A 24,017-nucleotide genomic window follows, 5' to 3' on the forward strand; every position below is an offset into this window, starting at 1 on the left:
CGATCCTTGCGCGACCGGATCCCGGATCCAACTCGGGATGACGAAAGAAGCCAATGGCGGATCGCCACCCCAAGGCTGACGCTTCTCGCCGCGTCGACTTTTTGCGGGATGTGCGCGGCTGGGCATGCCCACTTGCCAGTCGCTTAGATCCCCGCCAGATTGGTTTTGAAAAGAAACCAAAGGAGCGATGTCGATGATCGGCGATTTCGAACAGCAGCGCGTGACGCTTTCGACCGGGGTCGAGCTCGACGTCGTCGACATGGGACCGCGCGACGCGCCCGTCCTGATCTTCCTCCACGGCTTTCCCGAATCGCACCGCACCTGGCGCCACCAGCTGCCGCATTTTGCGGACCGCTTCCGCTGCATCGCCCCTGACCAGCGCGGTTATCGCGGCTCGTCGAAACCGCAGGACGCCGAATCCTATACCCCCGACAAGTTGATCGCCGACATCTTCGCGCTCGCCGATGCGCTGAGTGTCGGCGAATTCACGATCGTCGGCCACGACTGGGGCGGGGCGATCGCGTGGGGCGTCGCGCTCGGCGGCCAGCCGGGCGGGCTGCATCCGGCGTGGGCCGGGCGGGTTACCCGCGCGGTCATCGCAAATGCGCCGCATCCCGCAATCTTCCAGCGCCTCGTCGCCAGCAACCCCGAGCAGCGCGCGGCGAGCCAATATATCCGCACCTTCCGCGATCCCGCGAGCGATACGATCATCGAGGAGCACGGCATCGCCGGGATCCTCGCCCATGCCTTTGCCGGGCGCGTCCCGAGCGGCGGGCTCCAGCCCGCCGACGAGATCGGCCGATTGCTCAAGGATTGGGAGGATCGCGACAGCTGCCGCGCGATGATCAACTGGTATCGCGGTTCGACGATCGACGTGCCCGCGATGGACGAGCCCTATGTCGATCCGCCCGCGATGCCCTTTCCCAAGCTCAATATCCCGACGCTGGTGATATGGGCGCTCGACGATGTCGCGCTGCCGCCGTGCAATCTCGACGGCATGGAGGAACTGGTTCCGGGCGTGGCGATCGTCCAGGTGCCCGATTGCGGTCATTTCGTGCCGTGGGATGCGCCCGATGCGGTCAACGCGGCGATGGACGCGTTCCTCGCAAGAACCTGAACTCCGGTCCGTGGCTTCCGCAAAAAGGGTGGCGGGCGGCGATTAGGCCGCCCGCCTTGGGGGGGGTCTGGTCGGGCGTGTTTGGGGCACGCAAAATATTCTGGCCCACATGCGCTTTCTCCCGGCTGTCCCCGACAGCCGAAGAATTTGGAGCGGCGATTTAACCATAGAATCCGTGCAGATAGCAGGCTTTCAGATTCTCCCATACTTGCCATAGTGACAATATGGATGTGGGTGGACTCAAGGTCGCCTCGATCGTCGACCGGATCGATGGACCCTCAAGCTGGACAATCGAACGCGATGTCCATGCGCTGATCCTGTACGAGGCGGGAAGTTATCACTGGCTCGAAACCTGGCTTGACGAACGGCGAACATCGCTCGGCGATCCGCTCCCCGGCGAAATGTGGCTGGCGCCGGCCGGCCGCCGCTACCGCGGCGAAGCGAAAGGCGGCGCGGTTCGGTATGTCGAGGTGGAAATCTCGACATCGCGGTTGGTGGTTGCGCCGGACACACGGGCGCTTGCGGCGCATTATGACCTGACGCTCGCGGCGCTAGTCCGCGCCCTGCTTGCCGGCGATGCCGCGGCGGCCGATCCGCTGGTCACGATTCTCGCCAGGACGCTGGAGGGGATGGCGGGACGCCCGGTGGTGCCCCCGGTGGCCGAGCGCATCAACGACCTGATGGCATTTATCCAGACGCAACTGGAGGGATCGCTCACCGTCGAGGAGATGGCGGCGGAGGCCGGGATGTCGGTCAACAGCCTGATCGTCCATTTCACCAGCGTAACGGGTCGCACCCCGGCGCAATATATGCTGCGCCAGCGGCTGCGCCGTGCGTGCTGGTTCCTGATGAACCGCCCGCTGTCGGTCGCCGAGATCGCCTTTGCGACCGGCTTTTCGAGCCACGCGCATCTGTGCGCCATATTCCGCCGCAAACTGGGCATGTCGCCGGGCGAGTGGCGTCGTCGCCATGTCTCGGCTATCGTCCCCCCGGCTTGGGAGGAATAGTCGATGTCGCATACCGCCATGATGCTGCTTGCGGGACTCGCGCTCCTGTTCATGGTTCGCCTGACCATCCGCGATGCGGCGCGCGCAACCCGCTTGTTCCTGCTCCTCTGGCTGATCGTCTCGGTCGGCAACCTGCTCGTCGGCGTGCTTTACGCCGGTTATGGCTGGGGCGAGGAAGCGGTGATCGCGCTGGTGGTATTTGGCCTACCGGCGGCGCTCGCGCTGGGCGCCGCGCGTGTTGGCGTCAAGCCGCGCGATTAGGCACCGGTTTGCGCCCGAAGCCTTAATTCTCGGGCCGCAGCAAACAGCCGCTGGCACCCACAAAACGCGCGCTGCGCGAGGCGAGCAGCGGGACGCTGCCGGTCACCGTCTTGGTCGCCGGGTCTTCGCTCAGCGACACCATTTCCATTCCCGGCTCGAAATCGCTCTGGCAGCTTTCGAGGCTGCGTCCCTGGACGTATCGGCACGAACAGCCGACGCGTGCGGCATAGGCCGAACCGAGCTCGGCCTGCGCCTTGAACGACGGGAATTTCCAGATCGCGAAGATGGCGAACAGCACCGCCAACACCAGCAACCACGGCATGCAACCGCCCCAGCGGCTGGGCTTTTTGCGTGGCTCGGCCGGCGGCGGGGTGGGGGCGGCCGGGGGGAGAGTCTCGCCCGTTGAAGGACCCGTCGGGTTGATGCTAGTCACTGGTGCCATGATCACGAAAAAACGGCTGCTGGCAAGTGCCGCCCTCGCGATGCTCGGTGCCTGGTCGCTGACGCAGGCGGCGGGGCAGGGCAATCTGGCGCCCGCATCGCCCGCGCCCAGGCTGGGCGCTTCGCTCGACGGTGTCGCCGCGGTCGATACGCCGCAGCCGCTGCCTGCGCTGCCCGCCGCGATCCGGGCTCGCGCCGATGCGTTGTTCACCGATGCCGACGAGGTCGGCCAGACCCGCGCGCTCTATGTGCTGCGCGACGGCGAGCCGATCTACGAACGCTATGCCGCGGGTTTCGGCCCCGAATCGAAGCTGATCAGCTGGTCGATGGCGAAAAGCATCACCGCGGTGCTCACCGGCTTCCTCGTCGCCGACGGGCAATTGTCGCTGGGCGCCCCCGCGCCGGTCGAAGCCTGGCAGCGCAGCGGCGATCCGCGTGGCACGATCACGCTGCAGAGCCTCCTCCATATGACGTCGGGGCTCGAGCATGTCGAAAATGGCGATCCGGTGTGGCAGGGCGATACCGTCGCGATGCTGTTCGGCGGCGGCGCGGGCGACATGGCGGGCTTTGCCGAAGCGAAACCCGCGGCGGCGCAGCCGGGCGAGGCGTTCAACTATAGCTCGGCGACCAGCGTCATCCTCGCGGACATTCTCGCCGACACGCTGACCCCGTCGCAGAACCCCAACGCGCGCCGCGACGCAATGCGCGATTTCATCGGCGGCCGGCTGATCGAGCCGCTCGGGATGACCAGCCTGACCCCCGAGTTCGACGCGAAGGGCACGATGATCGGCGGGTCGATCATGCACGCGACCGCGCGTGACTATGCGAAGTTCGGCGAATTTCTGCGCAACCATGGCGTCGTGAACGGCCAGCGGCTGCTCCCCGAAACCTGGATGAAGTTCATGCTGACCCCGTCGGCGAACGATGCCGGCTATGGTGGGCATATCTGGCTCAACCGCAGGCGCCCGGCGGGGGTGACCCCGGCGCTCTGGCCCGACCGCGGCCCCAACGACCTGTTCGCTTGCATCGGCCATCAGGGGCAATATATCATCGTCTCGCCGTCGCAACGGCTGACGATCGTGCGGCTGGGCGTCACCAACGATGACCAGTTCCCCGCGCTGCGCCGGCATTTGGCGGATCTGACCGCGGCGCTTTGATATTTTTTCGCACGAAGCCACGAAGCCACGAAGCCACAAAGCCACAAAGCCACAAAGCCACAAAGCCACAAAGCCACAAAGCCACAAAGCCACAAAGCCACAAAGCCACAAAGCCACAAAGATTTTTTCCTTCCGCTTGCCCTTCGACAAGCTCAGCACGAACGGGTTTGAGAAACTTTGTGGCTTCGTGGCTTTGTGCGAGTCCATTCTTCAGAGCAGGAAATCACCCACCAGCGTCGTGACGCAGGTCCCGGTCAGCTCGACCTTGTCGCCGTCGAGGCGGCAGCCAACATGCCCACCGCGCTCGCTCGCCTGATAGGCTGCGAATCTGTCGCGCCCCAGCCGGCCCGCCCAATAGGGCGTGAGCACGCTGTGCGCCGATCCGGTCACCGGATCCTCGTCGATCCCCGCACCCGGCGCGAAAGCGCGGCTGACGACATCGGCGCCCGACGGATCGCCGGCGCCCGGCGCGGTCGCGATGTAGAGGATATCGCCGCCCTTCTTGAGCGCGCGCAGATCGGGTTCGAGCGCGCGGACGCTCGCTGCATCGGCGTAGACGATCAACGCGTAGCCGCCGTCATGCCACAGCGTCTCGGTGGGACTGCCGCCGAGCGCGCGGACGAAATCGGGCATCGCCTTGGGCGCGGGCGGATAGGCGGGTAGCGCCATTTTATAGCCTTCGTCGTCGCCGTTTCGCGCGACGCGCAGGATCCCGGCCTTGCGCGTGCGAAAGGTCATTTCATTCCGCCACGGCGCCGCCGACAGCAGCACATGCCCGCTCGCGAGCGTCGCATGGCCGCACAGCGCGACCTCCAGCCCCGGGGTGAACCAGCGCAGCTCATAATCGGCTTCGCCGCTCTCGTCGGGGATCAGGAAGGCCGTTTCGGCGAGATTATTCTCGGCCGCGATCGCCTGTAGCACGCCATCGCCGAGCCATTCCTCGAGCGGCATCACCGCGGCGGGATTGCCGGTGAAAGGACGATCGGCAAAGGCATCGACCTGGGTGATCGGCAGGCGGCGTGATGCGCTCATGGATAAAGCAATCCTTTCGACCAGCCGGCGCCGGTGCGCGAGAAGAGGGTGCGTTCATGCAGGCGGTGCGCGCGGTCCTGCCAGAACTCGATCGCCGAGGGCGTCACGCGCCAGCCCGACCAGCGCGGCGGGCGCGGCACGTCCTGCCCCGCAAAGCGTGCCTCCATCGCCGCAAAGCGCGCTTCGAAGGTCGCGCGGTCATCGAGCGGGCGCGACTGGTCGCTCGCCCATGCGCCGAGCTGGCTGTCGCGGCTGCGCGTCGCGAAATAGGCGTCGGCGGTGGCATCGTCGACCGGGGTCACCGCGCCTTCGATGCGGATCTGCCGCCGCAGCGACTTCCAGTGAAAGAGCAGCGCGACATGCGGGTTCACGGCCAGCTCGCCGCCCTTGCGGCTGTCGAGGTTGGTGTAGAAGATGAAACCGTCGGGGTCGTGGCCCTTCAGGAGCACCATGCGTAGCGACGGGTGGCCGTCCGCCGTCGTCGTCGCCAGCGACATCGCATTGGCGTCATTGGGCTCGCTTGCCCGCGCTTCGGCGAACCACACATCGAACAGGGCAAAGGGATCGGTCGTCATCCGCGCGGTCATAATGCGCGATAGGCCGATGGTCGAGGTCGATCGTCATCCCCGCGGAGGCCGGGATCTCAACCTCGCATAGATGCTCACCGGCGAGATCCCGGCCTTCGCCGGGATGACGGGTGGAATGTGGCTGCGCACTCGCGGAACTTGACCGTTTCGCGGCACATTACCACATGGCCCACGCAATCGGGCCTTCACGGCCAGTCACTTATCGGGTTACAGGAGCAAAATGGCCGATCCCTATTCCATCCTGGGCGTTGCGAAGAGTGCGAGCGAAGCGGAGATCAAATCCGCCTATCGCAAGCTCGCCAAGGAACTGCACCCCGACAAGAACAAGGATAATCCGAAGGCGTCGGAGAAATTCTCCGACGTCACCAAGGCATATGACATCCTGTCCGACAAGACGAAGCGCGCACAGTTCGATCGCGGCGAGATCGACGGCGAGGGCAATCCCGCGATGCCCTACGGCTATGGCGGTGGCGGCGGTTTTCGCGGCGATCAGCGCACCGGTCCCGGCGGTTTCAGTGGTTTCGGAAACGAGAGCGCCGATTTCGGCGATATTTTCGAAGGATTGTTCGGTGGCCGCGGCGGCGCCAGCGGCGGCGGTCCGTTCGGCGGCTTTGGCGGGCGTAGCGCGCCGCCGCCCAAGGGCGCCAATGTCGCCTATCGCCTCGCCGTGTCCTTCCTCGACGCCGCAACGCAGGCGCCGCAGCGGATCTCGCTCGCCGACGGCGGCACCATTGACCTGAAGCTCCCCGCCGGGGTCGAAACCGGCACCCAGATGCGCCTTGCGGGCAAGGGGCAGCCAGGCCCGGGCGGCACCGGCGACGGTATCGTGACGATCACGGTCAAGGACCATCCCTTTTTCGTACGCGAGGGCGCCAATATCCGTCTCGACCTGCCGGTGACGCTCAGCGAGGCGGTCAAGGGCGCGAAGGTCAAGGTGCCGACCGTTGACGGCCCGGTCATGCTGTCGATTCCCGCCGGCTCCTCGTCGGGCAAGGTGATGCGGCTCAAGGGCAAGGGGTTCAGCCAGAAGAGCGGCGGCCGCGGCGATCAACTCGTGCGCTTGATGGTCGACCTGCCCACCGACGACGACGCGCTGGTGACCTTGCTCAGCGAATGGACCGATCCGCGCGCGGTGCGGGCGGATCTGGGCGTATGATGCGTGGCTGAATCGAACGATCAGCGGGCAGCGGATGCGCTGGCCAAACAGGTCGCCGAGGAAGTTGGCAAAGAGTTTCTGGCGGAGGGGCATTCGCCGCATTCGCCCGAAGCGCGCGCCGAACGCGCGAAGCGGATCAAGCTCCGCGCGCGCGCGCAGGGCATCATCGATCGCGGCCGCGAAAGACTTGGTCCCGGAACGCGGGCCTTTCATATCGTCCGCCGCGTCGTCGTCGGCACCTATACCGACGGTTTCATTCACGCGGGCAATCTTGCCTATCTCGCGCTGATCGCGCTCTTTCCTTTCTTCATCCTGCTCGCCGCGGCGCTGTCGATCTTCGGCGGCAGCGTGGGCGGCGAGGCAGCGGTCGAGGCAGTGTTCTCGACGATGCCGCCGACCGTCGCGAAGGCGCTGTCGGGGCCGATCCGCGAAGTGATGACCGCGCGCACCGGCATTTTCCTGTGGCTCGGCGCGCTCGTTGCGCTGTGGACCGTCGGCAGCCTGATCGAGACGGTGCGCGACATCCTGCGCCGCGCCTATGGCACGCACTTCAACAAGGGATTCTTCCACTACCGCTTGCTGTCGATCGGTATCATCACCGGCGCGGTCGTGCTGATGCTGCTGTCGTTCAGCATGCAGGTGCTGATCGTCGGTGTCGAACAATTCGTCACCCGCGTCCTGCCCGAAAAATATCAATCGGTGGGCGTCGTCGCGATTTCGCGCGGGGTGTCGGGGCTTGGCCTGTTCCTCGCGATCTATATGCTTTTCTATAGCCTGACGCCGTCGAAATACCGGCGGCGGCAATTCCCCAAATGGCCCGGCGCGCTGTTCACCACCCTGTGGTGGATCGGCGTCACCCTCGCGCTGCCGCCGCTGCTCGCCGGCCTGCTGAGCTATGACGCAACCTACGGCAGCCTCGCGGGTGTGATGGTCGCGCTGTTCTTTTTCTACCTCGTTGGCCTCGGTATGGTAATGGGCGCCGAACTCAATGCCGCGCTCGTCGAGGTTGAGGATTTGGGCCACGACGCTATTGGGCGCATCGACGACGTAATTATCGAAAAGGCCGGAGACAAAAAATGACGGGTCTGATGAAGGGCAAGCGCGGGCTGATCATGGGCCTTGCGAACGACAAGTCGCTCGCGTGGGGCATCGCCAAGGCGCTGCACGGCGCGGGCGCCGAACTGGCGATCTCGTACCAGGGCGATGTGATGCTGAAGCGCGTGAAGCCGCTCGCCGACGAACTCGGCTGCGATTTCCTGATCGACTGCGACGTTGCCGACATGGACAATCTCGACGCGGCGTTTGCGACGCTCTCTGCGCGCTGGCCGACGATCGATTTCGTCGTCCATGCGATCGGCTTTACCAACAAGGAAGCGTTGCGCGGCCATTATGCCGATGTGACGCTCGACGACTTCCTGATGACGATGAACATCAGCGTCTACAGCTTCACCGCGGTCGCCAAACGCGCCGCATCGATGATGACCCCCTTCGATCCCGAAACGGGCAACGGCGGCGGCTCGCTGCTGACCTTGAGCTATTATGGCGCCGAGAAGGTCATCCCGCATTATAACGTCATGGGCGTCGCCAAATCGGCGCTCGAAACCAGCGTCAAATATCTCGCGAACGATTACGGCCCGCAAGGCGTGCGTGTGAATGCGATTTCGGCGGGGCCGATCAAGACGCTGGCGGCATCGGGCATCGGCGATTTCCGCCTGATCCTCAAATGGAACGAGCATAACGCGCCGCTGCGGCGCAACGTCACGATCGACGACGTCGGCGGCTCGGCGCTCTATTTGCTCAGCGATCTTTCCAGCGGCGTCACCGGCGAAACCCACCATGTCGACGCGGGTTACCACACCGTCGGCATGAAACAGGAAGACGCCCCGGACATCTCGCTTGTCTGACGACATCGGCATCCGCGTCGCTACGGCGGCGGATGCCGATGCTGTCGACATAATTATCCGGGCGGCTTTCGCCGGCACCGATTTTGGTCATCAGGGCGAAGCCGAACTGGTGCGGATGATCGATGGGGACGGGGACACGTTGGTTTCGCTCGTTGCCGAACGGGACGGCGTGATCGTCGGGCATGTGCTGTTTAGCCGAATGGACGTGGACGCCGATGGTCAGCCGTTAGCCGCCGCCGGGCTGGCGCCTGTCGCGGTTCGGCCGGGCCTGCAAGGGCAGGGTATCGGCGACGCCCTGATCCGCGCCGGACTCGACGTGCTTCGCGAGCAGGGCATCGCGATCAGCTTCGTCCTCGGCCACGAAGCTTATTACCCGCGTTTCGGCTATTCGCCCGAACTCGCGGCGCGCTTCGCTTCGCCCTTTGCGGGGCCGCATTTCATGGCAATGATGCTGGACTCGGGCGCGCCTTGGCCGCTAGGCGGACGGGCAGACTATGCACCCGCATTTGGCCGTTTGGGGTAAGGCGATGAGTTTCAACAGCTTCGGACGTGTCCTTCGCTTCACGACATGGGGGGAAAGCCATGGCCCCGCGCTCGGCGCGGTCGTCGATGGCTGCCCGCCGCGGCTGTCGCTCTCCGAAGCCGACATCCAGCCCTATCTCGACAAGCGCCGCCCCGGCCAGTCGCGCCACACGACGCAGCGGCAGGAGCCCGACCAGGTGCGCATCCTGTCGGGGGTGTTTGAGGGCAAGACGACGGGCACGCCGATCAGCCTGATGATCGAGAATGTCGACCAGCGATCGAAGGATTATGGCGACATCGCGCAGGCCTATCGTCCCGGCCACGCCGATTACGCTTACGACGCGAAATATGGCATCCGCGATTATCGCGGCGGCGGCCGGTCGAGCGCACGCGAAACCGCGGCGCGCGTCGCCGCGGGCGGCGTCGCGCGGCTCGTGATCCCCGAAGTGCATATCCACGCGTGGGTCGCCGAAATCGGCGGCGATGCGATCGATCCCGCGAACTTCGATCTCGAGGAAATCGATCGCAATCCCTTTTTCTGCCCCGATCCCGCCGCGGCGCAGCGCTGGGAAGGGCTGATGGACGCCGCGCGCAAGGCGGGCAGTTCGCTCGGCGCGGTCATCGAATGCGCCGCCAGCGGCGTTCCCGCAGGCTGGGGCGCGCCGATCTATGCCAAGCTCGACAGCGACCTCGCCGCCGCGATGATGGGAATCAACGCGGTGAAAGGCGTCGAAATCGGCGCCGGCTTCACCGCCGCGCGGCTGCGCGGCGAAGAAAATGCCGACCCGATGCGCCCCGCGACCGACGGCAGCAATCGCCCCGATTTCCTTTCGAACAATGCCGGCGGTATCGCGGGCGGTATCTCGACCGGCCAGCCAGTCGTCGTCCGCGTTGCGTTCAAGCCGACCAGCTCGATCTTGACCCCCGTTCCGACGGTGAACAAGGCGGGCGAGGCGACCGACATCGTCACCAAGGGGCGCCATGACCCCTGCGTCGGCATCCGCGGCGCCCCGGTGGTCGAGGCGATGATGGCGCTCGTCCTCGCCGACCATAAACTGCTCCACCGCGCCCAGTGCGGCTAAAGGTCGCGGGCGGGCATCGGGCGATTGCCCGCGGCGCGTCGGGCTGTTACCCCCGCTTCCATAAAGACCCGCGATAGCGGGACAGGGGAGTAATTTATGGGCCATCGCCTGACTTTGTATATTTTGATCGGCATGATCCTGGGGGTCATCACCGGCTATCTGGTGCGGGTGTATGTCCCCGCCGACAGCCAGGCTTTCGAATATTGGCTCCGGAGCTTCACCTTGCTCTCGACCATCTTCCTCAACCTGATCAAGCTGGTGGTTGCGCCGCTGATTCTCGGCACGCTGGTCGCGGGTATCGCGCATATGGGCGACAGCTCGGCGCTCGGCCGCATCGGGACGCGCGCCATTGCCTGGTTTATCCTCGCGAGCCTGATTTCGATCAGCCTTGGCCTGATCATGGTCAATTTTTTCGAGCCGGGCACGGGGCTGAACCTCACGGTCGGAACGCATTCGATCGCCGAGGTAGGCGAGGTCAAGAAGCTCGATCTGTTCGAATTTATCGAGCATGTCTTCCCGAAGAATATCTTCCAGGCGATGGCGGACAACAACGTCCTCCAGATCCTCGTCTTCGCGCTGTTCGCGGGTGTCGGCCTCACCGCGATCGGCGAAAAGGGCAAGCCGCTGGTGCGCGGCGCCGAGGCGCTTGCCGAACTGATGCTCCAGATAACCGGCTATGTGATGCGTCTGGCGCCGATCGCGGTGTTCGGCGCGCTCGCGGGCGTCGTCGCCAAATATGGCCTCGGCATCCTCGCCACCTATGCCGAGCTGGTCACCGAATTCTATCTGTCGCTCTTCGTGCTGTGGGTCATCCTGCTCAGCATCGGCGCGATCTTCCTGCGTCGACGCATCTTCTCGCTGATCCGCTATATCCGTGAGCCGTTGCTGATCGCCTTCTCGACCGCCTCGTCCGAAGCCGCGATGCCCAAGCTGTTCGAACAGCTCGACCGCTTCGGCGTGCCGCGCCGTATCTCGGGTTTCGTGCTGCCGCTGGGCTACAGCTTCAACCTCGACGGATCGATGATGTACGCGAGCTTCGCGACGATCTTCATCGCGCAGGCCTATGGCATCGAGCTGTCGATCACGCAGCAGATATTGATCCTGCTGACGCTGATGGTGTCGTCGAAGGGGATCGCCGCGGTGCCGCGCGCGAGCCTCGTCGTCATCACCGCGACGCTCGCGATGTTCGACCTGCCGGTCGAGGGGGTCGCGCTGATCTTCGCGATCGACCAGTTCCTCGACATGGGCCGCACCGCGACCAACGTCGTCGGCAATGCGGTGGCGACCAGCGTCATCACCAAGTGGGAAGGCATGCTCGAAGCACCCGAACCGCCCGACCTCGAGCGGCCGCACGCCCCGGCCCATACGCCGCACCATGGAACCCGCGGGCTCGATCTTCGTGATGACATGGAGGAGGGTGAGAGCAAGCCGGCGGCCGACAACGCATAACGCGCGGCTTCCGGCCGTCCATGGGGGCGAGCAAGGGAGCTGAGCCATGGCGAAAGCGGCAACGGCCAGTGCGGCAGGCGGCGACGAATTGCGCGCCCGGCGGCTGCAATGGCGCATGCTCATCGGTTTCGTCGCAGGCTTGCTCGCCGGGCTCGCTGCCCATTATGGCGCCGCCGGGGCGCCGTGGGTCGATACGATCGTCACCTATGTTACCGGGCCGCTCGGGCAGATTTTCCTGCGCCTGCTGTTCATGCTCGTCATCCCGCTGCTGGTATCGGCGCTCATCGTCGGCGTCGCCGAAATGGGGGAGGTGCGGGCACTGAAATCGGTCGGCATCCGCACCCTGATATACACGGTCCTGGTGTCGGCGGTGTCGGTTGCGATCAGCCTGGCCCTCGTCAACCTGCTCCAGCCGGGCGCGGGGGTGGACCCCGCGCTGGCGCGCACGCTGATGGCCGAAGGCGCGGAAGGGGCAAGGGCGATCGCCGAACGCGCCGGCGAGTCCAAGACCGGCGTGGATGCGATCGTCGCGATCATCCCCAGCAATTTCTTCACCGCGATGGGCGAGAACGACGTGCTAGCCGTCATGTTCTTCGCGCTTTTCTTCGGGATCGGCCTGATGCTCGTGCAAACCCGCGAGACCAAAGCGCTGAAGACGGTGGTCGAGGGCGTGTTCGCGGTGGTGATGAAGCTGATCGGCCTCGTCATCCAGCTCGCGCCGATCGCCATCTTCTGTTTCATGTTCAACCTCGCTGCGCAGTTCGGCTGGGACCTGATCATCCGCCTGTCGGCCTATGTCGGGGTCGTGCTGCTGGCGCTGGGCTTGCAGATGTTTGTCGTTTTCCCGCTGATCCTCAGGACCTTTGCGAAAAAGTCGCCCGTCGCCTTTTTCCGCGAAACGCAGGAGGCTTTTGTCATGGCCTTCGCGACCGCCTCATCGAACGCGACGCTGCCCACCTCGCTGCGCGTCGCGTCCGACCGGCTGCGCCTGCCCGACCGGGTGGCGCGCTTCGTGCTGACGATCGGCGCGACCGCGAATCAGAATGGCACCGCGATGTTCGAAGGCGTGACGGTGCTCTTCCTCGCGCAATTCTTCGGGATCGACCTGACGCTGCAACAGCAGATCTTCGTGATGCTCGTCTGCATTTTGGGCGGCATCGGCACCGCGGGGGTGCCCGCCGGATCCTTGCCGGTGATCGCGCTGATCCTCGCATCGGTCGGGGTGCCGCCCGAGGGCATCGGCCTGATCCTGGGCGTCGACCGTTTCCTCGACATGTGCCGCACAACGCTCAACGTCATCGGCGATCTTGTCGCCGCGACGGTGGTTTCGACCGGTGTCAAGGATCAGCCGGCGACAGAGGCCGCGCCGCCGGCCTGATGCGTCAATCGGGGCGCGCGTCGTTGGCGCGGTCGCTATGGGCGCGGCCCCCTTGCGCCGGGCGCGGTTCGGGGGCGCTCCGCACCTCCGGCGCGCTGCGCACGGCCGGCGCCGACTGCGTCGCGGGTGGCTGGCGATAGGCCGGCGCGGGCCGGTCGGCCCGCGGGCCGCGGTCGGGCATCGCCGATGGTGCGGCGCGCGGGCGCGGTGTGCGGCGAATGTCCGAACCGGTGCGCGGGGTCGAAAAGACCTCGCCGGGTTCGGTTGCCGGCAGGTTGCGGATCGGCCGCGGGCGGCCGGCACTGCCGTCGCCCTGCGGTTCCGGGCGCGGGCGGACCCAGCCGGGCCCGCGATCGGGGCGCCCGGGATTTCCGGTTACCGGCGGCGTGTCCGTGCTGCCGTCGCCGGGGCGACGACCGGGCCGCGTGCCGCGCGGACCGTCATTGTCGCGATCGCCGCGGTTCCAGCCAGGGCGGCCCGGATGCCCGTCGCCGCGCCCGCCATGATGCTTCCACCAGGCGCGGCGCCCGCCCCAATAGTTCAGATACTGGCCGCGCAGCGGATAGCGGTTGCGGTAATTGTCGAACATCCACGTCCCGTATCCGGGGTAATAATAATTGTCGTACCAGCCGCCGCCAAAGCCGATCTGGACGAAGCCGCCGCCATAGTCCGACGCGTCATAGCAGTCATAGCCATAACCATCGTCATAGGCATAACCGTCATAGTCGTAATAGGCGTTGCCATAGCGCGCGGCGCAGTCGCCGCCCGAGGCGTAGCTCGACCCATAGACATCGCCATAATAGCAGCCGCCGAGCGTCGTCGTCGCGAGCGCGCCGAGTGCGACGGAAAGGGGACGCCTGAAACGCCTGAACATCAAACTCTTGGGCATCGAGCCATTCCTTCATCCGGGTCGGTGCGGACCGGCCATCATGACCCTGACGCTGCACGAGTCGAGTTGAATTTGCGGTGAATGGTGCCCTGCGCGGGAAGCGGCGTTACTTGCATCAATGTCAGTAGTGCGTTACGCATGGCCAATCGCAGGACGGACGAGGATTTTGACCCGATGAACGCGCCCACGAATATCAAATGGCCCGAGGCCCGGTTCGGCCCCGAAACGCAGCATTGGCTGCCGCGCAATCCCGACCATGTGCTCGATCATATCCCGGGCGAGGACGGCATGCCGGTGATCGGCAACACGCTCGAACAGCTCGGCGATTACCGCGGCTTCACCAATCGCATGGTCGCCAAATATGGCCGCGTCTATCGCAACAACAGCTTCGGCGGGCGCAGCGTCGCGCTCCACGGTCCCGAGGCGAACGAACTCGTCATGTTCGACCGCGAGAAGATCTTCTCGTCCGAACAGGGCTGGGGACCGGTGCTCAACCTCGTCTTCCCGCGCGGGCTGATGCTGATGGATTTCGAAAAGCACCGCGCCGACCGCAAGATATTGTCGGTCGCGTTCAAACCCGAACCGATGCGTCACTATGCCGACTCGCTGAACGAGGGCATCAAGGGCCGCATCGGCCAGTGGAGCGGAAAGACCTTCAAATTCTATCCGGCGATCAAGGAGCTGACGCTCGACCTTGCCGCGACCAGCTTCCTCGGAATCCCGTTCGGGCCCGAGGCCGACAAGGTCAACAAGGCGTTCGTCGACATGGTGCAGGCGTCGATCGGCGTCGTCCGCCGCCCGCTGCCCTTCACCGCGATGGGCCGCGGCGCGAAGGGCCGCGCCTATCTCGTCGACTATTTCGGCCGCATGGTGCCCGAACGGCGGGGCGGCGCGGGCGAGGATATTTTCAGCCAGATCTGCCGCGCGCAGGGCGATGACGGCGAATATCTCTCCGCCGAGGCGATCGTCGACCATATGAATTTCCTGATGATGGCGGCGCACGACACCATCACCAGCTCGATCACCTCGCTCGTCTGGGAACTCGCGAAGCATCCCGAATGGCAGGACAGGCTGCGCGAGGAAATGCTCGCGGTCGCGCCGGCGGGCGAGGGCGTCGGGCACAACAGCCTCGGCCAGCTCGAAATGACCGAATGGGCGTTCAAGGAAGCGCTGCGGCTCGTGCCCCCGGTGCCGAGCTTCCCGCGCCGCGCGCTCAAGGATTTCGAATATGGCGGCTATCGCATTCCGGCGGGCACCTCGGTAGGGGTCAGCCCCGCTTTTACGCATATGATGGAAGAGCATTGGCCCGAGCCGGCGAAGTTCGACCCGATGCGCTTTTCGCCCGAGGTCGCGCGCGAGCGGCACAAATATGCCTGGGTGCCGTTCGGTGGCGGCGCGCACATGTGCCTGGGGCTGCATTTCGCTTACATGCAGGCGAAGATCTTTTTCCACCATGTCATCACGACACACCGCATCGTCGTCGCCGATAATTATGAGCCCCAGTGGCAGGTGCTGCCGATCCCGCGCCCGAAGGACGGGCTGACGGTGAGCTTCGTTCCACTCGGCTAGGGTCTGGACCCTAGGGCTTTGGCGGTCTTGCCAGTCGGGTAGAAACCGCTGGAAATATGGATTTGTGAGCGTTATCAATTTTTCCTGATCAGGGGTCGGGACCTTGCAAGGTTCGACGAGTCGCAGTGGGAGAGGCATGATGACGGATTTCTGGGGCGAGCTCCTGCGCGCTGTTGGCGACATCATCGGTGCTCATGGCCCCGCGACGACCACCGCGCGAAGCTATACGCCGACCGACTACAGCATCCATTTCTTCCTGCAGGTCGCGGTGATCCTGCTCGTCTGCCGTATCGTCGGCTGGGTGGCGAAAAAATATCTCGGCCAGCCGCAGGTGGTGGGCGAAATGATCGCTGGCGTGCTGCTCGGCCCGTCGCTGCTCGGCCTCTTCTTCCCCGATCTGCAGGCAGCGCTCTTCCCGAAGGAGACGCGCAACATCCTCTATGTTTGCGCGCAGCTCGGGGTCGGGCTCTACATGTTCCTCATCGGCACCACGCTGCGGCTCGACCATTTCCAGTCCAAGGCGAAGAGCGCGGCCGGCGTATCGGCGGCGGGCATCATCGCGCCATTCCTCCTCGCGGTGCTGATCACCCCCTTCCTGCTCGACATCCCCGGGCTGTTCACAGCCGGCCTGAGCCAGAGCAGCGCGACGCTGTTCATGGGCGCGTGCATCGCGCTGACGGCATTTCCGATGCTCGCGCGGATCATCAACGAACGCGGCCTTGCCGATACATCGCTCGGCACCCTCACCCTGACCGCGGGCGCGTTCGACGACGCGGTGTCGTGGTGCGTGCTCGCGATCGTGCTCGCCACCTTCGGTGGCGGACCGGGAATCGCGCTGCTCGCGTTGGTCGGTGGCCTCGGCTTCGCGCTCTTCATGATCTTCGCGGGACGTCCGCTGCTCGCGCCGCTCGGCCGCATGGTCGAGGCGAAGGGCGAGATGACCTCGACGATGTTCTCGATCATCCTGATGCTCTTTGCGCTGTCGGCCTTCGCGATGGACGCCGCCGGCATCCACGCGGTGTTTGGCGGATTCCTTCTTGGCGTCTGCATGCCGCGCGGCAAGCTGACCGAGGAGATCAAGCGCAAGGTCGAGCCGATCACGATCCTGCTGGTGCCGATCTTCTTCACCTATTCGGGCCTCAATACGCGGCTCGACACCGTGAACAGCCTCGAGCTGCTCGCGCTTGCGCTTGCCATTCTTGCGGTTTCGATCGCGGCCAAGTTCGGTGCTTGCTGGCTCGCCGCGCGGCTGGCGGGTGAGGATAATCGCACCGCGCTCGGCATCGGTGCGCTGATGAATGCGCGCGGGTTGATGGAGCTCATCATCATCAATATCGGGCTGCAAAAGGGGATCATCGGCCCCACGCTCTTTTCGATCATGGTGCTGATGGCGATCGTCACCACGGTGATGGCCGGGCCATTGTTCGAGGTCGTCTATGGCCGCAAGGCGCGCGCGGCGGGCGAGCTGGGGGCGCTCGGGACCGAGGGAGCGGCGAACAGCCCTGCCGGAGTCGAAAGCGCTTTGGCGCGGCGCCCCTCCTGACCGCCGTCCTGACCATTGTGTCGCGGCGCCGGGCACCCCACTAAGGAGGGGTGAAAAGCCTTCGTCCCTATCTGATCTGGTTCGGCGTCGCGGTGCTGCTGGCCTTCGGCGCGATCCGCGGGATGCAGTGGGTGCGCGACCATCCCGAACATATCCCGACCGCGCGCTTTGAATTCGCGCACCCGCAAGGCTGGGCGACGCACCGCAAGCTGACGGGGTTCGTCGACGATGACGCCGCCTGCTTCGCCGCTTTCGACCGCGCCGGGGCCGGCTATCTGCGCCGGCCGGTGGTCGGCGATGGGATGTGCCGCGCAAGCCAGCGGATGATCCTGACCGGCAACAGTTTCGTGCCGACGATGCGGCCGGCAAACGCCGGGCCGGGCTGCGCGGTGACCGCCGCGATGGCGCTGTGGAACCGCGATGTCGTGCAGCCGCTCGCTGAGAAGCATTTCGGGCAAAAGGTCGTCGCGCTTGAAAATCTCGGCAGCTACAACTGCCGCAAGATCGCGGGGCGCCAGGCGCAAAGCGAGCATTCGACCGCCAACGCGATCGACATTTCGGCCTTCATCCTCGCCGACGGCACGCGCATCTCGCTGGTCAACGACTGGGACGATGCCGACGTCCGCCGGGACTTTCTGCGCGAGGTCCGCGACGGATCGTGCGGCCTGTTCGGCACGGTGCTGTCGCCCGACTATAACCGCGCGCACGCCGACCATTTCCACCTCGACATGGCGGTGCGGACGGTGGGTTGGTCGGCCTGCCGCTAGGTCTTGCGGCCACCGGTGCCGGGAACGAGCATCGGCGTCGTTTCGCGATAGGCGAGATAATCGGCGCCGAAGGTATCGACCAGATTGCGCTCCTCGAGCTGGATTGCGATCAGCATATAGGCCGACATGCCGAGCGCGAGCAGCAGGTGCCCCGCGGTCATCGCGGGCGTTGCCCAGAAGGCGAGGAAGAAACCGGCATAGAGCGGATGGCGGACCAGCTTGTAGAAGAAGGGCTGGTGCAGCACCGGCTTCGCATCGGTCCGCGCCCGCCACGCGAACCACGCCTGCTGCAGCCCGAACAGCTCGAAATGATTGATCAGGAAGGTGCTGACGAGCACGATCGCCCAGCCAAGTCCGAACAGCCCCCACAATATTGCCGCGCCGGCCGAATTCTCCACCGTCCACACCGGCGCCGTCATCGGATGCCAGCCGAGGAACAGGAGGACGAGCACGAGGTTCGTCATCATCACGAAGGTAGCGCGCTCGATCGGCTGTGGCACGAGCCGCGTCCATACCGCCTTGAACGCGGGCCGCGCCATCACGCTATGCTGCAATCCGAACAGCGCGATCAGCGCCAGATTGACCGGCAGCGCGACCGCGAGCATCGACTCCGGCCCGCGATCGACGGTCAGCGGGGCGCCGGGCAGATTGCCGACGAAGGCGATAAGATACAGAAATACCGCGAGGAAAATCGCATAAGCGATCGCGGCGTAAAGCAGGTAGAAAATGCGCGTCATGGCAAACCTCCCCCGATGCGGGGATCATACCATATTTCGCGCGGAAAAGCGCCTTAGACGGTAAAGCTCTCGCCGCAGCCGCACGCGCCCTTGGCGTTCGGGTTCTCGAACACGAAGCCCGCGGCGAAATCATCCTCGACCCAGTCCATCACGCTGCCGATCAGATAGAGCACCGACGCGCCGTCGATGTAGAAGACGCCGCCGGGGGTCTCGATCTTCTCGTCGAACCTCTCTTCGCTCGTCACATAGTCGACTGAATAGGCAAGCCCCGAGCAGCCGCGGCGCGGGGTCGACAGCTTGACGCCGATTGCGCCCTCGGGCGCGGCCGCCATCAGCGCGGCGACGCGCGCCTCGGCATTCGGGGTCAGCGTCACCGCGGCGGGGCGGGTGCGGGTCTTGGTTTCGGTCATCACAACATTCCCAGTTCGAGCCGCGCTTCGTCGCTCATATTCTGCGGCGACCACGGCGGATCCCAGACGAGATTGACTTCGGCATCGCCGACCCCGGGGACCGCGCCGACGCGCAGTTCGACCTCGGCGGGCATCGACTCCGCAACCGGGCAGTGCGGCGTGGTCAGCGTCATCGTCACGACGACATGGCCCTCGTCGATCTCGACATTATAGATCAGCCCAAGGTCGTAGATGTTCACCGGAATCTCCGGATCGAAAATATCCTTCAGCGCATTGATCACGGCTTCGTACAAATCGCCGCCGACCGCGTGCGGATCGACCGCCGCGGGTTTGGCCGCGAGGAACCCTTCCAGATAGTCGCGCTTGCGCTCCAGCTTCTCGGGCGCCGTCTCGGCATCCGCGACGCGCGCCTTCGGCGGGGCCTCGACGCTTTCCACTTCCTCGACCTTGATCATGCGGTCCTCGCTCATCCGAAAATCCTTTCGACGCGCGACAGGCTCTCGATCAGCGCCGCCACATCGTCGTCATTGCTGTACACACCGAAACTCGCGCGCGCGGTCGCGGGTACACCCAGATGCTCCATCAGCGGTTGTGCGCAATGGTGCCCGGCGCGGATCGCGACCCCGCTTTCATCCAAGATAGTGGCGATGTCGTGCGGATGAACCCCCGCCATCGAAAAGCTTACGATTCCGGCGCTGTTTTCGGGACCGAACAAGGTGATGCTGTTCCGCCGCGCCAGCGCCTCGCGCAAGGAGCCGACCAGCGCGACCTCATGCGCGTGGATCGCATCGATGCCGATCGCCTCGACATAATCGACCGCCGCCGCGAGCCCGATCGCCTCGATAATCGCGGGCGTGCCCGCCTCGAAACGCGTCGGGGCGGGGGCATAGGTCGTCTTTTCGAAGGTCACGCGGTCGATCATCGACCCGCCGCCCTGCCACGGCGGCAGCGTGTCGAGCTTGTTGCTCCACAGCACGCCGATGCCGGTCGGGCCGTAAAGCTTGTGGCCCGAGAAGACATAATAGTCGCAGCCGAGTGCTGCGACATCGACGGGCAGCCGCGGCACGGCCTGGCAGCCGTCGATCAGCAGCTCGGCACCGACGCGATGCGCGAGTTCCGCCGCGCGCGCGACGTCGAGCGGGCTGCCGAGCACGTTCGACACATGCGCAAAGGCGACCATATTGTGTTCGGGGGTGAGCAGCTTCTCGGCGGCATCGAGGTCGATGCGCCCGTCGGCGGTCAGCGGGCAGACATCGACCTGCCAGCCGGCAAGCTGCCACGGCACGATATTGCTGTGATGCTCGAGCACCGACAGCAGCACGCGGCCCTTCCTGGGGTGCGAATAGGCGACAAGGTTGATCGCCTCGGTCGCGCCGCGCACGAACGCCACCTGCTCCTCGCGCGCGCCGATAAACGCCGCGATCCGCCGCCGCGCCGTTTCATAAGCGAGCGTCATATCGGCCGAGCGGGCATAGACGCCGCGATGCACCGTCGCATAGTCGCGGCCCATCGCATTTACCGTCGCATCGATCACCGCCTGCGGCTTCTGCGCGGTCGCGGCGGTGTCGAGATAATGCCAGCCGGGGGTGAGCCCGGGGAAGTCGGCCCTGATGTCCCCCTCCCGCAGGCGGGAGGGGTTGGGGGAGGGCATGTCGGTGGCTGTCGCGACGCTCACACCAATTCCCCCAGCTTCGCCAACGCCAGTTCCTGCAACTGCGCCGCATCCTCGGCGCCATCGAACACGCCCGCGACGAACGCCTGCAACATCAGCTTCTTTGCTTCGCCCGGCGGAAGCCCGCGCGACTGGAGATAATAGAGCCCCATCGGATCGAGTTCGCCGATGGCGCAGCCATGCGCGCATTTCACATCGTCGGCGAAGATTTCGAGCTCGGGCTTGGCGTTGGCGGTCGCGCTGCGCTCGAGCAGCATCGCCTTCACATCCTGCGCGCTGTCGGTCTGCTGCGCATCGCGCGCCACCGCGACCTTGCCGAGATAGGTGCCGGTCGCGGTGCCGCCGAGCACCGATCGCACGACCTGCCGCGACGTCGCGCCGGGTTCGGCATGGGTGACGGTGGTGATGATCTCGAGATTCTGTTCCCCGCCACCGATCTGCGCCGCGCCAAGGGTGAAGTCCGCGCCCTCGTGCAGCGTGACCGCGAGTTCGATGCGGCCATAGGCGCCGCCGATGTTCAGCACATGCAGCGAAGCGACAGCGCCCTTGCCGAGCGACATCTCGATCTGATGAATGCCGCCAACATCCTGCACAATCGCGCGTTTGAAATCGCCGCCCGCGGGCACGATGATGCTCTCGGGCGCTGGTAGCGGCCACGCCGCTGTGACCGCGTCGATGTCGCTATAACGCCATGCTTCGTCGCGGCGCGAGGGGAGGGTGGCGGTCGTCAAGCGGCGATCTCCCACACTTCGTCACCCCGGACTTGATCCGGGGTCCATGCGGTCATGGATGCCGGATCAAGTCCGGCATGACGATGGAAAACAGGGTGCGCGAAAATCATCACGCCGCGATCTCCGCATAGCCATGCGCCTCAAGCTCGCGCGCCAGCTCGGGCCCACCCGACTTCACGATCCGCCCGGCCGCAAGGACATGGACGAAATCGGGCTGCACATAGTCGAGCAACCGCTGGTAATGCGTAATCAGCAGCACCGCCTTGTCGGGCCGCCGCATAATGCTGTTAATCCCGTCGCCGACGGTACGCAGCGCGTCGATGTCGAGGCCGCTGTCGGTCTCGTCGAGGATCGCGAGCCTGGGGTCGATGATCCCCATCTGCACCATCTCGTTGCGCTTCTTCTCGCCGCCCGAAAAGCCGACGTTCACAGGGCGCTTGAGCATGTCCATGTCCATCTTGAGCAGCCCCGCCTTCTCGCGCGCGAGCTTCAGGAAATCGCCGCCCGACAGCGGCTCCAACCCGCGCGCCTTGCGCTGGGCGTTCAGGCTTTCGCGCAGGAACTGGACGTTCGACACGCCGGGGATTTCGACCGGATACTGGAAGCCGAGGAACAGGCCGGCAGCGGCGCGCTCGTGCGGCTCCATGTCGAGCAGATCCTGTCCGTCGAACGTGGCCGATCCCTCGGTGACCTCATAGCCGGGCCGTCCGCCGAGCACATAGGACAGCGTCGACTTGCCTGCACCATTGGGCCCCATGATCGCATGGATTTCGCCCGCATTGATCGCGAGCGACAGCCCCTTCAGGATCGGCTTGTCGGCAACGGTGGCGTGGAGGTTTTCGATCTTAAGCATTAGAATCTTTCCGCAAGCGAAGCGCTGAGGCCGACTACGAGCATGAGTGTGATGAACAAGAACGGCCCCGCCATGAAAAACCAAACTACCCAGAAGCGGACGGGCGTTTCAGCGCGGACCGGTGGCCAGGTTTTGCCATTCGCTTTTCGGCGCCAAGACCAGAATCTGCCCTTAATCGCCACTTGAACGAACATGTAGGTAACAATGACCCATCCAATGAGGAGGGCGACTGTCCAAGCATAGCCGAAAATATTGGAAAGCAGCGTCACCCAACACTCCCCTCAAGGCTGATTCCGAGCAACTTCTGCGCCTCGACCGCAAACTCCATCGGCAGCTGCTGCAGCACTTCCTTGGCGAAACCGTTGACGATCAGCGCCACCGCCTCTTCCTGCCCCAGTCCACGCTGCATCGCGTAGAAAAGCTGATCGTCGCTGATCTTGCTCGTCGTCGCTTCATGCTCGACCTGCGCCGAGGGATTGCGGATTTCGATGTACGGCACGGTGTGCGCGCCGCTGAGCGACCCCAAAAGCAGGCTGTCGCACTGGGTGAAGTTCCGCACGCCTTCGGCGTTCGGCGCGACCCGCACCAATCCGCGATAGGTGTTGTTCGACTTGCCCGCGCTGATCCCCTTGCTGACGATGGTCGAGCGCGTGCGCTTGCCATTGTGGATCATCTTGGTGCCGGTGTCGGCCTGCTGGTAATTGTTGGTCACCGCGACCGAATAGAATTCGCCGACGCTGTCGTCGCCGTTCAGCACGCAGCTCGGATATTTCCACGTGATCGCGCTGCCGGTTTCGACCTGCGTCCACGACACCTTGCTGCGCTTGCCCTGGCACAGCGCGCGCTTGGTCACGAAATTATAGATGCCGCCGAGGCCCTCGGCATTGCCGGGATACCAGTTCTGCACCGTCGAATATTTGATCTCGGCATCGTCGAGCGCGACGAGTTCGACCACCGCGGCATGGAGCTGGTTCTCGTCGCGCATCGGCGCGGTGCAGCCTTCAAGGTAGGAGACATACGCCCCCTTGTCGGCGATGATCAAAGTCCGCTCGAACTGCCCCGTATTCTCGGCATTGATGCGGAAATAGGTGCTGAGCTCCATCGGGCAGCGCACGCCTTCGGGAACGTAAACGAACGTCCCGTCCGAAAAGACCGCGCAATTGAGCGTCGCGAAATAATTGTCGTGCATCGGCACGACCTTGCCGAGCCACTTCTTCACCAGCTCGGGATATTCGCGGATCGCCTCACTGATCGAGAGGAAGATCACCCCCGCGCGCTTCAGCTCCTCGCGGAAGGTCGTCGCGACGCTGACGCTGTCGAACACCGCGTCGACCGCGACCTTGCGCGCGCCCTCGACGCCCGCGAGCACCTTCTGCTCCTCGATCGGGATGCCCAGCTTCTTGTAGACTTCGAGAATCTCGGGATCGACCTCATCGAGGCTGCCGAGCTTGGGCTTCGGCTTCGGCGCCGCATAATAATAGGCGTCCTGATAATCGATCGGCGGCACATTGAGCTTCGCCCAGTCGGGCGTCTCCATCGTCAGCCAATGGCGAAACGCCTTCAGCCGCCAGTCGAGCATCCATTCGGGCTCGTTCTTCTTCGCCGAGATGAAGCGGACCGTACCCTCGGTCAGCCCTTTGGGCGCGAAGTCGGTCTCGATGGTCGAGGACCAGCCATGCTCATAATCGGCGGCCTTCGCCGCGGCGTCGTGCGCGGCCTGGTCTTTCACGGGAAGTTCGGTGTTGTCGGTCAT

General features: G+C 65.0%; 26 protein-coding genes. 14 read left to right on the plus strand and 12 right to left on the minus strand.

What is annotated here, in order from left to right; genetic code table 11:
- The first annotated feature begins 193 nt into the window (after nt 1-193).
- The 3 genes from V6M50_RS14875 (at nt 194) to V6M50_RS14885 (ending at nt 2,385) form a co-directional block, all read left to right on the plus strand.
- On the plus strand, nt 194-1,117 hold the full coding sequence (locus V6M50_RS14875; protein ID WP_332819347.1) for an alpha/beta fold hydrolase: 924 nt from the start codon (nt 194-196) through the stop codon (nt 1,115-1,117).
- 224 nt (nt 1,118-1,341) lie between these two features.
- Entirely contained in the window at nt 1,342-2,124 is a 783-nt protein-coding gene (locus tag V6M50_RS14880) for an AraC family transcriptional regulator (protein ID WP_332819348.1), read from the plus strand.
- Nucleotides 2,125-2,127: 3 nt separating this feature from the next.
- The gene (locus V6M50_RS14885; RefSeq protein WP_332819349.1) at nt 2,128-2,385 is read left to right on the plus strand and encodes a hypothetical protein; all 258 of its coding nucleotides are present in this window, start codon (nt 2,128-2,130) and stop codon (nt 2,383-2,385) included.
- A 22-nt stretch (nt 2,386-2,407) separates the two neighbouring features.
- On the opposite strand, the gene V6M50_RS14890 is transcribed toward V6M50_RS14885, so the two are convergent.
- Complete coding sequence (locus V6M50_RS14890; RefSeq protein ID WP_332819350.1) at nt 2,408-2,707, minus strand: hypothetical protein; 300 nt, start codon at nt 2,705-2,707, stop codon at nt 2,408-2,410.
- Between the two features lie 118 nt (nt 2,708-2,825).
- Between V6M50_RS14890 and V6M50_RS14895 the strand changes: the two genes are divergently transcribed.
- Nucleotides 2,826-3,983 carry a serine hydrolase domain-containing protein gene (locus V6M50_RS14895; RefSeq protein ID WP_332819351.1) on the plus strand — a complete coding sequence of 386 codons (1,158 nt, stop codon included), beginning with the start codon at nt 2,826-2,828 and terminating at the stop codon, nt 3,981-3,983.
- A gap of 210 nt (nt 3,984-4,193) precedes the next feature.
- Here the strand turns inward: V6M50_RS14895 and V6M50_RS14900 are convergent, their stop codons facing one another.
- Together V6M50_RS14900 and pdxH are read right to left on the minus strand one after the other, a co-directional pair.
- Nucleotides 4,194-5,015 (minus strand): PhzF family phenazine biosynthesis protein, encoded by an 822-nt coding sequence (locus V6M50_RS14900; protein WP_332819352.1) that lies wholly within the window; start codon nt 5,013-5,015, stop codon nt 4,194-4,196.
- A complete protein-coding gene (gene pdxH, locus V6M50_RS14905) occupies nt 5,012-5,590 on the minus strand; it encodes a pyridoxamine 5'-phosphate oxidase (protein WP_332819393.1) in 579 nt (192 codons plus the stop codon). The genes V6M50_RS14900 and pdxH overlap by 4 nt, the downstream gene beginning before the upstream one ends.
- 232 nt (nt 5,591-5,822) lie before the next feature.
- Between pdxH and V6M50_RS14910 the strand changes: the two genes are divergently transcribed.
- The 7 genes from V6M50_RS14910 to V6M50_RS14940 all read left to right on the plus strand — a co-directional run bounded on the left by V6M50_RS14910 (nt 5,823) and on the right by V6M50_RS14940 (nt 13,093).
- Complete coding sequence (locus V6M50_RS14910; protein WP_332819353.1) at nt 5,823-6,758, plus strand: DnaJ C-terminal domain-containing protein; 936 nt, start codon at nt 5,823-5,825, stop codon at nt 6,756-6,758.
- 3 nt (nt 6,759-6,761) lie between these two features.
- Complete coding sequence (locus V6M50_RS14915; RefSeq protein WP_332819354.1) at nt 6,762-7,838, plus strand: YihY/virulence factor BrkB family protein; 1,077 nt, start codon at nt 6,762-6,764, stop codon at nt 7,836-7,838.
- A complete protein-coding gene (fabI, locus tag V6M50_RS14920) occupies nt 7,835-8,662 on the plus strand; it encodes an enoyl-ACP reductase FabI (RefSeq protein ID WP_332819355.1) in 828 nt (275 codons plus the stop codon). Before V6M50_RS14915 ends, fabI begins: the two co-directional genes overlap by 4 nt.
- Nucleotides 8,655-9,185 (plus strand): GNAT family N-acetyltransferase, encoded by a 531-nt coding sequence (locus V6M50_RS14925; protein WP_332819356.1) that lies wholly within the window; start codon nt 8,655-8,657, stop codon nt 9,183-9,185. Before fabI ends, V6M50_RS14925 begins: the two co-directional genes overlap by 8 nt.
- A gap of 4 nt (nt 9,186-9,189) precedes the next feature.
- Nucleotides 9,190-10,266, plus strand: a complete 1,077-nt coding sequence (aroC, locus tag V6M50_RS14930; protein WP_332819357.1) for a chorismate synthase — start codon at nt 9,190-9,192, stop codon at nt 10,264-10,266.
- A 96-nt stretch (nt 10,267-10,362) separates the two neighbouring features.
- Nucleotides 10,363-11,715 (plus strand): dicarboxylate/amino acid:cation symporter, encoded by a 1,353-nt coding sequence (locus V6M50_RS14935; protein WP_332819358.1) that lies wholly within the window; start codon nt 10,363-10,365, stop codon nt 11,713-11,715.
- A 46-nt stretch (nt 11,716-11,761) separates the two neighbouring features.
- Nucleotides 11,762-13,093: a dicarboxylate/amino acid:cation symporter gene (locus V6M50_RS14940; protein ID WP_332819359.1), complete on the plus strand. Its 1,332-nt coding sequence runs from the start codon at nt 11,762-11,764 to the stop codon at nt 13,091-13,093.
- A 4-nt stretch (nt 13,094-13,097) separates the two neighbouring features.
- On the opposite strand, the gene V6M50_RS14945 is transcribed toward V6M50_RS14940, so the two are convergent.
- On the minus strand, nt 13,098-13,982 hold the full coding sequence (locus V6M50_RS14945) for a hypothetical protein (protein ID WP_332819360.1): 885 nt from the start codon (nt 13,980-13,982) through the stop codon (nt 13,098-13,100).
- Nucleotides 13,983-14,156: 174 nt separating this feature from the next.
- Between V6M50_RS14945 and V6M50_RS14950 the strand changes: the two genes are divergently transcribed.
- The 3 genes from V6M50_RS14950 (at nt 14,157) to V6M50_RS14960 (ending at nt 17,861) form a co-directional block, all read left to right on the plus strand.
- Nucleotides 14,157-15,551, plus strand: coding sequence for a cytochrome P450 (locus tag V6M50_RS14950; protein ID WP_332819361.1), 1,395 nt, complete (start codon nt 14,157-14,159; stop codon nt 15,549-15,551).
- Nucleotides 15,552-15,690: 139 nt separating this feature from the next.
- On the plus strand, nt 15,691-17,094 hold the full coding sequence (locus V6M50_RS14955; RefSeq protein WP_332819394.1) for a cation:proton antiporter: 1,404 nt from the start codon (nt 15,691-15,693) through the stop codon (nt 17,092-17,094).
- A 50-nt stretch (nt 17,095-17,144) separates the two neighbouring features.
- Nucleotides 17,145-17,861 (plus strand): extensin-like domain-containing protein, encoded by a 717-nt coding sequence (locus V6M50_RS14960; RefSeq protein WP_332819362.1) that lies wholly within the window; start codon nt 17,145-17,147, stop codon nt 17,859-17,861.
- Here the strand turns inward: V6M50_RS14960 and mddA are convergent.
- The 8 genes from mddA to sufB all read right to left on the minus strand — a co-directional run bounded on the left by mddA (nt 17,858) and on the right by sufB (nt 24,017).
- Entirely contained in the window at nt 17,858-18,598 is a 741-nt protein-coding gene (gene mddA / locus V6M50_RS14965; RefSeq protein WP_332819363.1) for a methanethiol S-methyltransferase, read from the minus strand. The genes V6M50_RS14960 and mddA overlap by 4 nt on opposite strands.
- Before the next feature lie 53 nt (nt 18,599-18,651).
- Nucleotides 18,652-19,008, minus strand: coding sequence for a HesB/IscA family protein (locus V6M50_RS14970; protein ID WP_332819364.1), 357 nt, complete (start codon nt 19,006-19,008; stop codon nt 18,652-18,654).
- Nucleotides 19,008-19,478 carry an SUF system Fe-S cluster assembly protein gene (locus V6M50_RS14975; protein WP_332819365.1) on the minus strand — a complete coding sequence of 157 codons (471 nt, stop codon included), beginning with the start codon at nt 19,476-19,478 and terminating at the stop codon, nt 19,008-19,010. The genes V6M50_RS14970 and V6M50_RS14975 overlap by 1 nt, the downstream gene beginning before the upstream one ends.
- Nucleotides 19,475-20,659 (minus strand): aminotransferase class V-fold PLP-dependent enzyme, encoded by a 1,185-nt coding sequence (locus tag V6M50_RS14980; protein WP_332819395.1) that lies wholly within the window; start codon nt 20,657-20,659, stop codon nt 19,475-19,477. Before V6M50_RS14980 ends, V6M50_RS14975 begins: the two co-directional genes overlap by 4 nt.
- Nucleotides 20,660-20,679: 20 nt before the next feature.
- Complete coding sequence (locus V6M50_RS14985; RefSeq protein ID WP_332819366.1) at nt 20,680-21,411, minus strand: SufD family Fe-S cluster assembly protein; 732 nt, start codon at nt 21,409-21,411, stop codon at nt 20,680-20,682.
- A 109-nt stretch (nt 21,412-21,520) separates the two neighbouring features.
- Nucleotides 21,521-22,264 (minus strand): Fe-S cluster assembly ATPase SufC, encoded by a 744-nt coding sequence (gene sufC / locus V6M50_RS14990; protein ID WP_332819367.1) that lies wholly within the window; start codon nt 22,262-22,264, stop codon nt 21,521-21,523.
- Nucleotides 22,264-22,533: a hypothetical protein gene (locus V6M50_RS14995; RefSeq protein ID WP_332819368.1), complete on the minus strand. Its 270-nt coding sequence runs from the start codon at nt 22,531-22,533 to the stop codon at nt 22,264-22,266. Before V6M50_RS14995 ends, sufC begins: the two co-directional genes overlap by 1 nt.
- Nucleotides 22,530-24,017 carry a Fe-S cluster assembly protein SufB gene (gene sufB, locus V6M50_RS15000; protein WP_332819369.1) on the minus strand — a complete coding sequence of 496 codons (1,488 nt, stop codon included), beginning with the start codon at nt 24,015-24,017 and terminating at the stop codon, nt 22,530-22,532. The genes V6M50_RS14995 and sufB overlap by 4 nt, the downstream gene beginning before the upstream one ends.

It is taken from the genome of Sphingopyxis sp., from assembly GCF_036675685.1.
In the GTDB taxonomy this organism is placed as follows: domain Bacteria; phylum Pseudomonadota; class Alphaproteobacteria; order Sphingomonadales; family Sphingomonadaceae; genus Sphingopyxis.